At 72.6% G+C, this 13,378-nt stretch carries 14 protein-coding genes; 10 read left to right on the top strand and 4 right to left on the bottom strand.

Annotated elements, in window-relative coordinates; translation table 11 throughout:
• Positions 1–415: 415 nt before the first annotated feature.
• A complete protein-coding gene (locus ACYF6T_RS36930; protein ID WP_461702084.1) occupies positions 416–1,306 on the bottom strand; it encodes a 2-hydroxy-3-oxopropionate reductase in 891 nt (296 codons plus the stop codon).
• A gap of 26 nt (positions 1,307–1,332) precedes the next feature.
• Positions 1,333–2,154 (bottom strand): TIM barrel protein, encoded by an 822-nt coding sequence (locus ACYF6T_RS36925; protein ID WP_461702082.1) that lies wholly within the window; start codon positions 2,152–2,154, stop codon positions 1,333–1,335.
• Positions 2,155–2,278: 124 nt separating this feature from the next.
• Here ACYF6T_RS36925 and polX point away from each other — a divergent pair, with 124 nt between their 5' ends.
• From polX to ACYF6T_RS36885, 8 genes are all read left to right on the top strand, one after another.
• Entirely contained in the window at positions 2,279–4,012 is a 1,734-nt protein-coding gene (polX, locus tag ACYF6T_RS36920; protein ID WP_461702080.1) for a DNA polymerase/3'-5' exonuclease PolX, read from the top strand.
• Between the two features lie 41 nt (positions 4,013–4,053).
• Positions 4,054–4,305 carry a YkoF family thiamine-binding protein gene (locus ACYF6T_RS36915; RefSeq protein ID WP_461702078.1) on the top strand — a complete coding sequence of 84 codons (252 nt, stop codon included), beginning with the start codon at positions 4,054–4,056 and terminating at the stop codon, positions 4,303–4,305.
• Positions 4,302–4,670, top strand: a complete 369-nt coding sequence (locus tag ACYF6T_RS36910; RefSeq protein WP_461702076.1) for a helix-turn-helix domain-containing protein — start codon at positions 4,302–4,304, stop codon at positions 4,668–4,670. The genes ACYF6T_RS36915 and ACYF6T_RS36910 overlap by 4 nt, the downstream gene beginning before the upstream one ends.
• A 99-nt stretch (positions 4,671–4,769) precedes the next feature.
• Positions 4,770–5,300 carry a 2-oxo-4-hydroxy-4-carboxy-5-ureidoimidazoline decarboxylase gene (gene uraD, locus ACYF6T_RS36905; protein ID WP_461702074.1) on the top strand — a complete coding sequence of 177 codons (531 nt, stop codon included), beginning with the start codon at positions 4,770–4,772 and terminating at the stop codon, positions 5,298–5,300.
• 3 nt (positions 5,301–5,303) lie between these two features.
• Entirely contained in the window at positions 5,304–5,708 is a 405-nt protein-coding gene (gene uraH, locus ACYF6T_RS36900; protein WP_461702072.1) for a hydroxyisourate hydrolase, read from the top strand.
• Between the two features lie 6 nt (positions 5,709–5,714).
• Positions 5,715–6,611, top strand: coding sequence for a factor-independent urate hydroxylase (gene pucL / locus ACYF6T_RS36895; RefSeq protein WP_461702070.1), 897 nt, complete (start codon positions 5,715–5,717; stop codon positions 6,609–6,611).
• Positions 6,612–6,652: 41 nt separating this feature from the next.
• Positions 6,653–8,032, top strand: a complete 1,380-nt coding sequence (locus ACYF6T_RS36890) for an 8-oxoguanine deaminase (RefSeq protein WP_461702068.1) — start codon at positions 6,653–6,655, stop codon at positions 8,030–8,032.
• Positions 8,033–8,279: 247 nt separating this feature from the next.
• On the top strand, positions 8,280–9,638 hold the full coding sequence (locus ACYF6T_RS36885; RefSeq protein WP_461702094.1) for a nucleobase:cation symporter-2 family protein: 1,359 nt from the start codon (positions 8,280–8,282) through the stop codon (positions 9,636–9,638).
• Between the two features lie 31 nt (positions 9,639–9,669).
• Here the strand turns inward: ACYF6T_RS36885 and ACYF6T_RS36880 are convergent, their stop codons facing one another.
• Positions 9,670–10,470 carry an AraC family transcriptional regulator gene (locus ACYF6T_RS36880; protein ID WP_461702066.1) on the bottom strand — a complete coding sequence of 267 codons (801 nt, stop codon included), beginning with the start codon at positions 10,468–10,470 and terminating at the stop codon, positions 9,670–9,672.
• Between the two features lie 96 nt (positions 10,471–10,566).
• Here ACYF6T_RS36880 and ACYF6T_RS36875 point away from each other — a divergent pair, with 96 nt between their 5' ends.
• The gene (locus tag ACYF6T_RS36875; protein ID WP_461702064.1) at positions 10,567–11,421 is read left to right on the top strand and encodes an NAD(P)H-binding protein; all 855 of its coding nucleotides are present in this window, start codon (positions 10,567–10,569) and stop codon (positions 11,419–11,421) included.
• 23 nt (positions 11,422–11,444) lie between these two features.
• Here the strand turns inward: ACYF6T_RS36875 and ACYF6T_RS36870 are convergent, their stop codons facing one another.
• Positions 11,445–12,881: an MFS transporter gene (locus ACYF6T_RS36870; RefSeq protein WP_461702062.1), complete on the bottom strand. Its 1,437-nt coding sequence runs from the start codon at positions 12,879–12,881 to the stop codon at positions 11,445–11,447.
• A gap of 83 nt (positions 12,882–12,964) precedes the next feature.
• Here ACYF6T_RS36870 and ACYF6T_RS36865 point away from each other — a divergent pair, with 83 nt between their 5' ends.
• Positions 12,965–13,372 (top strand): winged helix-turn-helix transcriptional regulator, encoded by a 408-nt coding sequence (locus ACYF6T_RS36865; RefSeq protein WP_461702060.1) that lies wholly within the window; start codon positions 12,965–12,967, stop codon positions 13,370–13,372.
• Positions 13,373–13,378: the final 6 nt, after the last annotated feature.

The raw sequence follows: 13,378 nt of genomic DNA, 5'->3' as shown, positions 1-13,378 counted from the left end.
GCCGGATGGGAACACGTCCGCATCCGGCGCGCGCCGGTGGAGGGCCGGGACCGCGGTGGCTCGCGACGGGCCGGGCGCTCCTTCCCTCAGGTCGTAGAAGGAGGTCCGGACCCTGCACCACCGCACTGGCTCGCACGCCACCGCGGTCCTCGGCCTGCCCGCGCACCCGCCGTCCGGCCACCCCTCATCCGGGCCGTAGGGCGGTCGCGGGCCGCCTGTGGGTCGGTCCTCGGTCATCGGCTGGAGCGGCCGCCGAGGTGAGCCGCACGGCTTCGCCGTCAAGTCCGCTGCCGAACACGGGGATCACGACCTGGCCGGGAACAACACCCCGGTGCGCCCGGGGTCGTGGGTTCCGGGCGGCGCCGCGGCCTGGGCGCGACAGGACAGATGTCGGCCGCGGCGCCGCCCGGAGGTCTCAGACCCGGGCGCCGGAGAGGCGCTCGACCGCCCGCAGCAGGGCGGAGTGGTCCAGGCCGCCGTCGCCCTGCGCGCGCAGGGACGCCACCAGCTGGGCGACGACGGCGCCGACCGGCAGGGCCGCGCCCACGGTGCGGGCGGCGTCGGTGACGATGCCCATGTCCTTGTGGTGCAGGTCGATCCGGAAGCCGGGCCTGAAGTCGCGCTGGAGGAAGTTGTCCTTCTTGCGGGTCAGCACCGTCGAGCCCGCGAGCCCGCCGTTCAGCACGTCCAGCGCGGCCTTCAGGTCCACGCCCGACTTCTCCAGGAAGACCACGGCCTCGGCGCACGCCTGGATGTTCACGGCGACGATCAGCTGGTTGGCGGCCTTCACGGTCTGGCCCGAGCCGTGCGGACCGCACAGCACGATGGTCCTGCCCAGCGCCTCGAACACCGGCCTGGCCTCGTCGAAGTCGGCCTGCTCGCCGCCGACCATGATGGACAGCACGGCCTCGACGGCACCGGCCTCACCACCGGACACCGGCGCGTCCAGCACCCGGATGCCCTTGTCCGCGGCGGCCTTCGCGAGGTCGACGGAGGTCTGCGGGGTGATGGACGACATGTCGATCAGCAGGGCGCCGGACCGGGCGTTGTCCAGGATGCCGTCGGGGCCGTAGGCGACGGCCTCGACCTGCGGGGACGCCGGCACCATCGTGACGATCACGTCGGCGTCGCGCACGGCCTCGGCGATCGAGCCGGCCGCGGTGCCGCCGGCGGCGGTCAGGCGGTCCAGCTTCTCCCGCTCCAGGGTGTAGCCGGTGACGTCGTAACCCGCCTTGATCAGGTTCTCGGACATGGGGGAGCCCATGATGCCGAGGCCTATCCAGGCGATCTTGGGGAGGTTGCTCATGTCGGGGGTGCCTCTCGGTGCGGGGGTCAGCGGGACAGCCAGTCGAAGGCCTCGGAGCTCGGCCGGTCGCCCGGCTTGTACTCCAGGCCCACCCAGCCGTCGTAACCGGCCTTCGTCAGCCGGCCCAGGAGGTCCGCGAGCGGCAGCGCACCCGTTCCGGGCGCGCCGCGGCCGGGGTTGTCGGCGATCTGGACGTGACCGGTCTTCGGGGTGAACTCGTCGATCACCGCGGGCAGGTCCTCGCCGTTCATGGACAGGTGGTAGAGGTCCATGAGGAAGCGCGCGTTGCCCAGGCCCGTCGCCTCGTTCACCTTGTCGACGATCCCGACCGCGGCCCGGGCCGACACCAGCGGGTAGCGCGGCGACTCGGGCCTGTTCAGCGCCTCGATCAGCAGGATCGCGCCGATCCGGTCGGCCGCGCGGGCCGCCAGCACCAGGTTCTCCAGGGCCAGCGCGTCCTGCTCGGCCGGGTCCACGCCCTCGACGCGGTTGCCGTACAGGGCGTTGAGGGCCGTACACCCCAGGGACTGCGCGAAGTCGGCGGCCACGTCGACGTTGGCGCGGAACCTGTCCGACTCCTCGCCGGGCAGGGACAGGGCGCCGCGGTCGGGGCCGGGCAGCCGGCCGGCGTAGAAGTTCAGGCCCGTGAGCCGGACGCCCGCGTCCTCGATCGCCGTCCTCAGGGCGTCCAGCTCCGACCGCTCGGGGGTGGGGGAGTCGATCCAGGGCCACCACAGCTCGACCGCGGTGAAGCCGGCCGCGGCGGCGGCCGCGGGGCGCTCCAGGAGCGGGAGTTCCGTGAAGAGGATCGACAGGTTGACGTTGAAGCGCTGCTCATCGAATCCCATACGGGCCGGCGCTCCCTTCCGTGGCGAGGGACTGGTCATTCAAGAATTCCATATTGCGGAAGTTTGTTTCTGCTTAACGGAAGACTGCCTGGGGTGGGGGAGGGCTGTCAAGTACTCTGAAGGGGTGGCCCGCTCCAACGACGAGGTCGCCGCGCTGCTCCAGGAGTACGCCGACCTGATCTCGATCACCGGCGGAGACGCGTTCAAGGCGCGCGTCTACGAGAAGGCCGCCCGCGCGGTCGGCGGCCACCACGCCGACGTCGCCACACTCGGCCCCAAGGGCCTTGAGGAGATCCCGAACGTCGGGAAGTCCATCGCCCGGAAGGTCCTGGAGTACGTCGACCACGGCAGCATCTCCGCCGTCGAGGAGCTGCGGGCGAAGATCCCCGCCGGCGTCCGCCGGCTGACGGCCGTCCCCACCCTCGGCCCGAAGAAGGCCATGGCCGTCTACCAGGAGCTGGGCATCTCCTCGGTCGAGGAACTGGCCGAGGCCGTCCGCCAGGAGCGGCTGCGCGACCTCAAGGGCTTCGGGCCGAAGACCGAGGAGAACATCCTGCACGGCATCGAGCTGCTGCGGTCCGCGGGCGGGCGGGTCCGGCTGGACGTGGCCACGGACCTCGCGGAGTCGGTCGTCGACGCGTTGGCCCGGACCACCGGCTGCCCGCGGGTCACGTACGCCGGATCGCTGCGCCGCATGCGCGAGACCATCGGCGACATCGACATCCTCGTGGCGGCGGACCGGCCGGCGCCGGTGACGAAGGCGTTCACCGCACTGCCGTACGTCACCGAGGTCATCGGCACCGGCGAGAAGAAGACCTCCGTGCGCACCGAAAAGGGTCTCAACGTCGACCTGCGGGTCGTGCCGCCGGACTCCTGGGGTGCGGCCCTGCAGTACTTCACGGGGTCCACAGCGCACAACATCCGCGTCCGCGAGCGCGCCGTGCACCACGGGCTCAAGCTCTCCGAGTACGGGCTCTTCGACGTCGGGACCGGCGAGAAGATCGTCTCCGAGACGGAGGAGGAGGTGTACGCCCGGCTCGGGCTGCCGTGGATCGCGCCGGCCCTGCGCGAGGACCGCGGGGAGATCGAGGCCGGGCTGCGCGGCGAGCTGCCCGAGCCGGTCACGGAGGCCGACCTGCGGGGCGACCTGCACACCCACACCGACCTCACCGACGGGCTGGCCTCGCTGGAGGAGATGGTCCGGGCCGCCGCCGGGCGCGGCTACGCCTACTACGCCGTCACCGACCACGCGCCCGACATGGCCATGCAGCGCATGACCGACGAGCGGATGCTGGCCCAGCGGGAACGGGTGCGCGCGCTCGACCGCGCCCACGGCGGCCGCGGCGGGATGCGGCTGCTGCACGGCACCGAGCTGAACATCGGACCGGACGGCGAGGTGGACTGGCCGCCGGAGTTCCTCGCCGGGTTCGACCTGTGCGTGGCGTCCGTCCACTCGCACTTCAACCAGGGGCGCGAGGCCCTGACCCGACGGCTCGTGCGGGCCTGCGAGAACCCGTACGTCCACATCATCGGCCACCCCACCACCCGCCTCATCGGCAGGCGGCCCGGCATCGACGCCGACCTCGACGAGGTCTTCGCCGCCTGCGCCCGCACCGGCACGGCCCTGGAGATCAACGCCCACCCCGACCGCCTCGACCTGCGCGACGAGGACATCCTGCGGGCCCGCCGGCACGGTGTGCGGTTCGCCGTGAACAGCGACGCGCACTCCGTGCTCCACCTGTCGAACATGCGCTACGGCATCGGCACCGCCCAGCGTGGCTGGCTCACCCGGGACGACGTGATCAACACCTGGCCGCTGCGGCGGCTGCGCGGCTTCCTGCGCAAGGCGAAGCCGTAAGCGGATGCCCGAAAGGCCGTGCCGCGCGTTAGGTTGAGCGCGTGCGATTGAGAGTGGAGTTCACGACCGAACCCTTCGACCTCGACGAGGCCCCCGGGCACGCGCTGGTCGCCCGCGAGGTCCTGGAGGCGGCCGAACTGGACGCGGTGGACGTCGGACCGTTCGGCAACACCGCGGAGGGCCGCGCCGACGCGGTGCTGACCGCCGTGGACGCCCTGCTGCGCAAGACCCTGGAGGCCGGCGCCACCCGCGTCTCCCTCCAGGTCAACGTGGTCGGGGAGGACGCCGAGTGACCGGCACCGGGGACGAGCCCTTCATCACGGCCGTGAAGCCGCTGGTCGACGCCATGGGCGGAGAGATGCTCCCGCCCGACGAGGCCGGCCCCGACGACGTCGTGCTCGCCTGGGAGGGCGCCGACGTGGTCGCCGTACGCCTGCCGCAGCTCGCCGACTCCCTCGACCACATCCTGGCCGCCATGGAGCGCAAGAAGGGCAAACCGCTGGCCGACCTGGACCGCAAGGCCAAGCAGGAGGTGGTCCGGATACTGGAGGCGCGCGGCGCCTTCTCGGTACGGCACGGCGTGGAGACCGTCGCGAGCGCGCTCGGCGTCAGCCGCTTCACGGTCTACAACTACCTCAACCGCGACAAGGACAGCTGAGCGCGGCCCCGTCCCGGCGACGCTCCGGACGGGTTTCGTTACCCCGAATTTTCAACAGACTGTTGACGCGCGGTCGTGGGGGAGCGTTAGCTGACTCCCGTGACTCCGACCTCCACGCCCCCTGGCCTGGTCCGGTTCAACGCCCTGGAGGAGCACGCGGCCCTCGCGGTCCTGCACGAGACGTGCGCCTCCACCACGTGGGCGAAGCGGCTGCTCGCCGCCCGGCCGTACGCCACCCCCGACGACCTCTACGCCGCCGGCGACGCCGCCCTGGCCGAGCTGAGCGCCGAGGACCTCGCCGAGGCCATGGCCGGCCACCCGCCGATCGGCCGCCCCAGGCCCGGCGACCCCGCCTCGGCCCGGGAGCAGCGCGGCATGGCCGGCGCCTCCGAGGAGCTCAGGGCGGAGATGCTCGACCTGAACCTGGCCTACCAGGACCGCTTCGGCCACGTCTTCCTGATCTGCGCCACCGGCAAGAGCGCCGAGCAGATGCGGGACGCGGTCAGGGAGCGGCTCGGCAACCCGCCGGAGCGGGAGCGCGAGATCGTCCGCACCGAGCTGGGCAAGATCAACCGTATCCGGCTGGCCCGGCTGGTCGAAGAGCTCGCCGACGCCGAAGAGGAAGCCTGAACCATGAGCACCAGCACCACCGCCTCCGTGTCCACGCACATCCTGGACACGTCCGTCGGCCGCCCCGCCGAGGGCGTCGCCGTCCGGCTCTCCGTCCGCGCGGGCCGGGAAGCGCAGTGGCAGGCGCTCGGCGGCTCGGCGACCGACGCGGACGGCCGGTGCAAGGACCTGCCGGCACCGCCGGAGGGGACGACCCACGTACGGCTCGACTTCGCCGTCGAGCCGTACTTCGAGAAGTTCGCGAAGAACCAAGCCGATGCGCAGCAGGACGCCCCCGCGAATCGGGACAGCGGTACCGGTGCGTTCTTCCCGGAGGTGGCGATCACGTTCGCCGTCGTGCCGGGCGAGCACTACCACGTACCGCTGCTGCTCAACCCGTTCGGCTACTCCGTATACCGAGGGAGCTAGCTACAGATGCCCACCATTCTGGGACAGAACCAGTACGGCAAGGCCGAGAACCGAGTCGTCAAGATCACACGGGACGGCGCCACCCACCACATCAAGGACCTCAACGTCTCCGTGTCGCTCTCCGGCGACATGGACGAGGTCCACTACTCCGGCTCCAACACCAACGTGCTGCCGACCGACACCACCAAGAACACGGTGTACGCGTTCGCCAAGGAGCACGGCATCGAGTCCGCCGAGCAGTTCGGCATCCACCTCGCCCGCCACTTCGTCGCCTCCCAGGAGCCCATCCACCGGGCCCGCATCCGCATCGAGGAGTACGCCTGGGAGCGGATCGAGCACACCGGCAAGGGCGCGCACTCCTTCGTCCGCAAGGGACAGGAGACCCGCCTCGCCCAGATCACGTACGACGGCTCCTCCTGGGAGGTCCTCTCCGGCCTGAAGGACCTGACCGTCCTGAACTCCACCGACTCGGAGTTCTGGGGCTACGTCAAGGACCGCTACACCACCCTGCCGGAGGCGTACGACCGCATCCTCGCCACCGAGGTCTCGGGCCGCTGGCGGTTCAACTGGACCGACGACGCCCAGCCGGCGCCCGACTGGGAGGAGTCCTACCAGCAGGCCAGGAAGCACATGCTGGAGGCCTTCGCGGAGACGTACTCGCTCTCGCTCCAGCAGACGCTGTACGCCATGGGCACGCGGATCATCGAGCACCGCGGCGAGATCGACGAGGTCCGCTTCTCCCTCCCGAACAAGCACCACTTCCTGGTGGACCTGGAGCCGTTCGGGCTGAAGAACGACAACGAGGTGTACTTCGCCGCCGACCGGCCCTACGGCCTGATCGAGGCGACCGTCCTGCGGGACGGCTGCCAGGCGCGGATCCCGGCCGACCTGACCAACCTGTGAGCCCTGCCGTGACCTCCCCACGCAACGACGAAGGAACGAGCATGGCAGCCACCCGGCGCATCGTCATCGACAACTGCGCGATCGCGACCGTCGACGCGCACGACACCGAGTACCCGAGCGGGTACGTCGTCATCGCCGGCAATCGCATCGAGGCGCTCGGCGCGGGCCGGGCCCCCGAGGGCCTGGAGAACGTCGTACGCCGCATCGACGCCACCGGCCACCTCGTGACGCCCGGCCTGGTCAACACCCACCACCACTTCTACCAGTGGATCACCCGGGGCCTGGCCACGGACCACAACCTCTTCGACTGGCTGGTCGCCCTCTACCCGACGTGGGCGCGCATCGACGAGCCGATGGTCCACGCCGCCGCCCAGGGCTCCCTGGCGATGATGGCCCGCGGCGGGGTGACCACCGCCATGGACCACCACTACGTCTTCCCGGCGGGCTCCGGCGACCTGTCCGGCGCCATCATCCGCGCCGCCCGCGAGACGGGCGTCCGCTTCACCCTCGCCCGCGGCTCCATGGACCGCAGCGAGAAGGACGGCGGACTGCCCCCGGACTTCGCCGTCGAGACCCTCGACGGCGCCCTCGCCGCCACCGAGGCCACCGTCAAGGAGCACCACGACGCCTCCTTCGACGCGATGACCCAGGTGGCCGTGGCGCCCTGCTCCCCCTTCTCCGTCTCCACCGAACTCCTGCGCGAGGGCGCCCGGTTGGCCCGCCGGCTCGGCGTGCGCCTGCACACCCACGGCTCGGAGACGGTGGAGGAGGAGAAGTTCTGCCACGAGCTGTTCGGGATGGGCCCGACCGACTACTTCGAGTCCACCGGCTGGCTCGGCGAGGACGTGTGGATGGCCCACTGCGTCCACATGAACGACTCCGACATCGCCGCCTTCGCCCGCACGAAGACCGGTGTCGCCCACTGCCCCTCGTCCAACGCCCGCCTGGCGGCCGGTATCGCCCGGGTGCCGGACATGCTGGCGGCCGGCGTCCCGGTCGGCCTCGGCGTCGACGGCACCGCCTCCAACGAGTCCGGCGAACTGCACACCGAGCTGCGCAACGCCCTGCTCATCAATCGCCTCGGCGCCCATCGCGAGGCCGCCCTCAACGCCCGCCAGGCGCTGCGCCTCGGCACCTACGGGGGCGCCCAGGTCCTGGGCCGCGCGGGCGAGATCGGCTCGCTGGAGCCGGGCAAGCTGGCCGACCTGGTGCTGTGGCGGCTGGACACCCTCGCCCACGCCTCCATCGCCGACCCGGTCACCGCGCTGGTCTTCGGTGCGGCGGCCCCGGTCACGGCGTCGTTCGTGAACGGCCGTCAGATCGTCGAGGACGGCCGCCTGTCGCACGTCGACGAGGACGCGATCGCCCGCTCGACCCGGGAGCAGGCCCAGCGCCTGGCGCGCATCGCCGCGCAGGGCTGACCGGTTGGAGACCTCCGGTCGAGGGGGACGGCCCTCGACCGGTGGTCATGGACCCGAGCCGGGTCCATGACGACCGTCTCCGGGGCGCACGTGGACGCGTGCGCCCCGGAACGGCCACCGTCCCCGGGCCCTCCCCCTTCTCGACTCCGCTCGAACGGGAGGCGCCCCCATGCCCACGCGCACCACCTCCCTGAAACCCACGTCAGAGCCGACGTGTCACCCGCCCGGAGGAGCCGCAGTGAACGCAGTGCCCGTCCACCCCGTCGACGAGAAACTTCCCGCGCACAAGATGGCGGCCACCGGCCTGCAGCACGTGGCCGCCATGTACGCCGGAGTCGTCGCACCGCCCCTGATCGTCGGCGCGGCGGTCGGCCTGTCCGCCGCCGACCTCACCTTCCTCACCGGCGCCTGCCTGTTCACCGCCGGCCTCGCCACCTTCCTCCAGACGCTCGGCATCTGGAAGATCGGCGCCCGCCTGCCCTTCGTCAACGGCGTCACCTTCGCCGGGGTCGCCCCGATGACGGCGATCGTCGCCTCCACCCACGACAGGGCCGACGCGCTGCCGGTCATCTTCGGCGCGGTCATGGTCGCCGGTCTGCTCGGATTCCTGGCGGCGCCCTTCTTCGGCAAGGCGGTCCGCTTCTTCCCGCCGGTCGTCACCGGCACGGTCATCACCCTCATCGGGGTGTCCCTGCTGCCGGTCGCCTTCGGCTGGGCGCAGGGTCCCGACCCCGCGGCGGACGACTACGGTTCGGCGACCAACCTGGGCCTCGCGGCGGCGACGCTCGTGCTCGTCCTGGCGCTGCGCCGCTTCACCCGCGGCTTCGTCCGGCAGATCGCCGTGCTGCTCGGCCTGGTCGCGGGCACGGTGGTCGCGATCCCCGTCGGCGGCACGGACTTCGGCCCGGTGGCGGACGCGGGCCTGGTCGGCTTCCCCTCCCCGTTCCACTTCGGGGCGCCGCAGTTCCAGCTCGCCGCGATCCTCTCCCTGTGCGTGGTGATGGTGGTGTCGATGACCGAGTCGACCGCGGACATGCTGGCGCTCGGCGAGATCGTCGAACGCCCCGCGGACGAGCGGACCATCGCCGCGGGCCTGCGCGCCGACACCCTCGGCTCGGCGCTCAGCCCCCTCTTCAACGGCTTCATGTGCAGCGCGTTCGCCCAGAACATCGGCCTGGTCGCCATGACGCGGATCCGCAGCCGCTACGTCGTCGCCACCGGCGGCGGCTTCCTGGTCCTGATGGGCCTGTGCCCGGCGGCCGCCTCCCTGATCGCCGTCGTACCGCGCCCGGTGCTCGGGGGCGCCGGGGTGGTGCTGTTCGGCTCGGTGGCCGCGAGCGGCATCCAGACCCTGGTCAGGGCCGGCCTGGACAAGGACACCAACGTCCTGATCGTCGCCGTCTCCCTCGCCGTCGGCATCATCCCGATCACGGCCCCCGACTTCTACCACGCCTTCCCCGGGACCGCGCGGATCGTCCTGGACTCCGGCATCTCCACGGGCTGCGTCGCGGCCCTCGCGCTCAACCTGGTCTTCAACCACCTGAGTCCGGGCCGCGATCCGCAGCGGGCGATCCCCCCGGTGGTGCCCGCCGTCACCTCCGAGTGACCACGGCCCTGCCGGGCGGGCGCGTCCGGGATCAGCGGGGCCGTACCGCCTGGCAGGGCGACGCCTCGGGGAGTCGGCCGGTGAAGTAGGAGCGGGGTGGGACGCCCATCAGGGTGCGGAAGTCGGTCGTCATGTGCGACTGGTCGTAGTAGCCGGTGGCGGCGGCGAGTTCGGCCCAGGGGCGGGTGGCGGCGTGGTCCAGGACGGTGCGGACCCGGTCGATGCGGGCGTAGTGCTTGGGGGAGAGGCCGACGCCCTCGGCGAACAGGTTGCGCAACTGCCGCTCGCTAACGGCCAGTTCCCGGGCCACGGCACGCACCGGCCGCGGCGCCCGGCCCGCCTGGACCGACAGCGCGGCCACGCCCGCCCGCAGCAACGCGGTCCGGGCGCGGTCCGCATGCGCCGCGAGCCGTTCGGGGAGCACCTCGACGAGCCGGGCGAGGGCCTCCTCGGGCGTCAACCGGTCCAGTTCGCCCGCCAGTTGCGGGCCCACGGAACCGGGCAGGTCGGCCAGCGGCACCGCACGTCCGACGAGGTCGAGGGCCGGCACGCCGAGCAGCGGGCGGACGGTGCCGGGCGCGAGCCGCAGTTCGACGCAGGACACGCGCCGCTTGCCCCGGTGGTAGGAGGCCCTGGCGCGGGGGCCGACGACCAGGGTGCTGCGGCGGCCGCTCTCCCCGGTGCGCACGACCACCCGGGTCGCCGCCTCGGGCAGGTGCACGAACGGCTCCGTCGCGGGCTCGTCGCCGACCGACACGGACCCGATGGCGGCGACCCACGGGCGCAGCGCCTCGGGAGTGGGCAGGACCTCACGGAACACGGCGTTCGTCACCCCTCCACCGTAAGCGCGCCGCCGGCCCGCCGGGGGCCCGCAACCGTGCCGGAATTTCCAAGAACTCCGGCCCGTGCGCCGCCCACCGTGGTGGGCATGATCCTAGTGACGGGTGCCACGGGCACCATCGGCAGTGACGTCGTACGACAGCTCGCGGCACGCGGGGAGAAGGTGCGCGCCCTGACCCGCGACCCGGACAGGGCCCAGGTGCCCTCCGGGGTGGAGACGGCGTACGGCCACCACCGCGACCGGGCGTCGGTCGAGGCGGCGATGGCGGGCGCCGAGGCCGCCTTCCTGGTCGGGGTGTTCGGGCCGGACGACGCCGGGCACGACCGCGCTCTGGTGGAGGCGGCCCGGGCGGCGGGGGTGCGGCGGATCGTGAAGCTCTCCGCCATCGGCACCGGCGACCCCCGGCTGGGCGAGTTCGGCACCTGGCACCTGCCGGGCGAGGAGGCCGCACGGGCGAGCGGCCTGGAGTGGACCGTCCTGCGCCCGTCCGCCTTCGCCTCCAACACGCTGTCCTGGGCGGCGGCCGTCAGGGAGGGCGTCCCCGCGCCCAACATGATGGGCGGCGGCCGCCAGGGAGTCGTCGACCCCAGGGACGTGGCCGAGATCGCCGTGGCCGCGCTGCTCGATCCCCGGCACGCGGGGCACACGTACACCCTGACCGGTCCCGAGACGCTCAGCGCCGCCGAGCAGGCCGGCATCCTCGGCGCGGTCCTCGGCCGCCCGGTGCCGCTGCACGACCTGTCGCCCGAGGAGCGCCGCGCGCAGTTGCTGGCCTCCGGTCTGAGCGAGCACTACGCGGACGGCCTCGTGGTCACCGCGCGGTTCGTCCAGGAGGGCGGCAACGACGTCGTCACCGACGACGTGCCGACGGTGCTGGGGCGGCCGGCGCGGACCTACCGGGAGTGGGCCGAGGACCACCGGGAGGCGTTCCGGCAGGACTGAACGGCCGCTGCGGCGGCGGGAGTTCAGGCGGCGCGGGGCCGCAGGGCGACCGCCGCCAGGGCCAGCGCCGCCGCCGCGACCAGCGCCGCCACCCGCAACGCCAGCTGGTAGCCCTCCGCCGTCGCCGCGACGAGCCGCGCCCCCCGGCCGAGCAGCGCGTCCGTCCGGCTCGCCGCCAGCGTCGACAGCACCGCGAGTCCCAGGGAACCGCCCACCACCTGCGTGGTGTTGAAGAGCCCGGAGGCCACTCCCGCGTCCTCCTGCCGCGCCCCCGACATGGCGAGCCCGGTCAGCGGGGGCATCGCCGCGGCGAACCCGGCGGCCAGCAGGAGCATCGGCGGCAGGACGTCGGTGACGTACACCCCGTGCACCGGCGCGCGGCTCAGCAGCGCCATGCCGACGGTGATCAGCACCAGCCCGGCCAGCAGCGCCCGGTACGCCCCGAAGCGGGCGATCGCCCTCGCGGACAGGGCCGTCATCAGCACACCGATCGCGACGGGCGCGGGCAGGAAGGCCAGCCCGGTGGTCAACTCGTCGAAGCCCAGGACGCGTTGGAGGTAGAGCGCGCCGATGAACTGGAAGCCGTACATCGTCGCGATCATGAGTACCTGGACGCCGTTGGCGCCGCTGAGCAGCCGGGAGCGCAGGAGGCGCAGCAGCAGCAGCGGGCGTGCGGTCCGGGCCTGGCGGAGGACGAAGCCGGCGAGGAGGGCGAGAGCGAGGGCGGCGAGCAGCGCCGTGACGGTCGCGTCGCGGTCGCCGGCGCCGACGATGACGTACACCGTGAGCATCAGCGCGCCGGTGACCAGCGCGGCCCCCGGGTAGTCCGCGCCGCTGCCCAGCCCGGCGCCGCGCGCCGGCGCCAGCACGCGCACGGCCGCGAGCCACGCCACGACGCCAATCGGCAGGTTGATCAGGAAGATCCAGTGCCAGCTCAGCGCCTGCGTCAGGGCGCCGCCGAGGAAGGTGCCGAGGGTCGCCCCGACCGAGCCGACCGCGCTGAACACCGCGATGGCGCGGGCCTGTTCACGCGGCTCGGGGAACAGGGCCACGAGCATGCCGAGCACCACCGCCGACGCCATCGCCCCGCCGACGCCCTGCACGGCCCGCGCGGCGACGAGCAGGCCCTGGCTGCCGGCGACCCCGCACAGCACGGACGCGGCCGTGAACACGGCGAGCCCCGCCGTGAACATCCGCTTGCGTCCCACCAGGTCGCCCAGCCGGCCGGCCAGCAGGAGCAGCCCGCCGAACGGGATCAGGTACGCGTTCACCACCCACGCCAGGCCGGGCCCGGTGAAGCCCAGGTCGCTCTGGATCGCGGGCATCGCCACGGTCACGATGCTGCCGTCCAGGATGGTCATCAGCGTGCCCGCGCACAGTACGACGAGGGACGTCCAGCGGGAGTACGTCCGGTGCGGCGGGGATGTCCTGGCTGCCGCGGACTGTATCAGGGACGGCATGACGGCAAGGGCCTCCTAGGTGCACGACTTGTAACGGGGTTTATCGTGCGTAACCATGGAGGGCGGCGTAAGGAGGCAGTTCGATGTCCCAGAGGAACACCGGTGTTACCTCCCAGGTCGTGAACGCGCACGCGTGCCCGGTCCGCGAAGTTCTTGACAGGGTCGCGGGGAAGTGGAGCGTCCAGATCCTGGTGGCCGCGGCCCACGGGCCCATCCGCTTCACGGAGTTGGAGCGCGGCATCGAGGGCATCAGCCGCCGCATGCTCACCCTCACCCTGCGCAACCTGGAACGCGACGGCCTCGTCACCCGCACCGTCCACCCGACGGTCCCGCCGAAGGTCGAGTACGCACTCACGCCGGTGGCCCACGAGCTGCACGAAACCCTGCAACGCCTCACCGACTGGGCCGAACGCAACCGCGTCTACATCGCCGAGTCCCGCGCAACCTACGACATGCAACAAACCGACGCCCCGGCCGGGGCGCCGTCGTAGCGCAGC

It is taken from the genome of Streptomyces sp. 7R007, assembly GCF_054850255.1.
The sequence above is the reverse complement of the archived record's forward strand: the minus strand, read 5'-3'. Positions and strand labels throughout refer to the sequence as shown.

Coding starts and splice junctions, on each gene's coding strand:
- ACYF6T_RS36870 (WP_461702062.1), bottom strand. CDS start 12,881: ATGCCGTCCCTGATACAGTCCGCGGCAGCCAGGACATCCCCGCCGCAC.
- ACYF6T_RS36930 (WP_461702084.1), bottom strand. CDS start 1,306: ATGAGCAACCTCCCCAAGATCGCCTGGATAGGCCTCGGCATCATGGGC.
- ACYF6T_RS36875 (WP_461702064.1), top strand. CDS start 10,567: ATGATCCTAGTGACGGGTGCCACGGGCACCATCGGCAGTGACGTCGTA.
- ACYF6T_RS36925 (WP_461702082.1), bottom strand. CDS start 2,154: ATGGGATTCGATGAGCAGCGCTTCAACGTCAACCTGTCGATCCTCTTC.
- uraH (WP_461702072.1), top strand. CDS start 5,304: ATGAGCACCAGCACCACCGCCTCCGTGTCCACGCACATCCTGGACACG.
- ACYF6T_RS36890 (WP_461702068.1), top strand. CDS start 6,653: ATGGCAGCCACCCGGCGCATCGTCATCGACAACTGCGCGATCGCGACC.
- ACYF6T_RS36865 (WP_461702060.1), top strand. CDS start 12,965: ATGTCCCAGAGGAACACCGGTGTTACCTCCCAGGTCGTGAACGCGCAC.
- pucL (WP_461702070.1), top strand. CDS start 5,715: ATGCCCACCATTCTGGGACAGAACCAGTACGGCAAGGCCGAGAACCGA.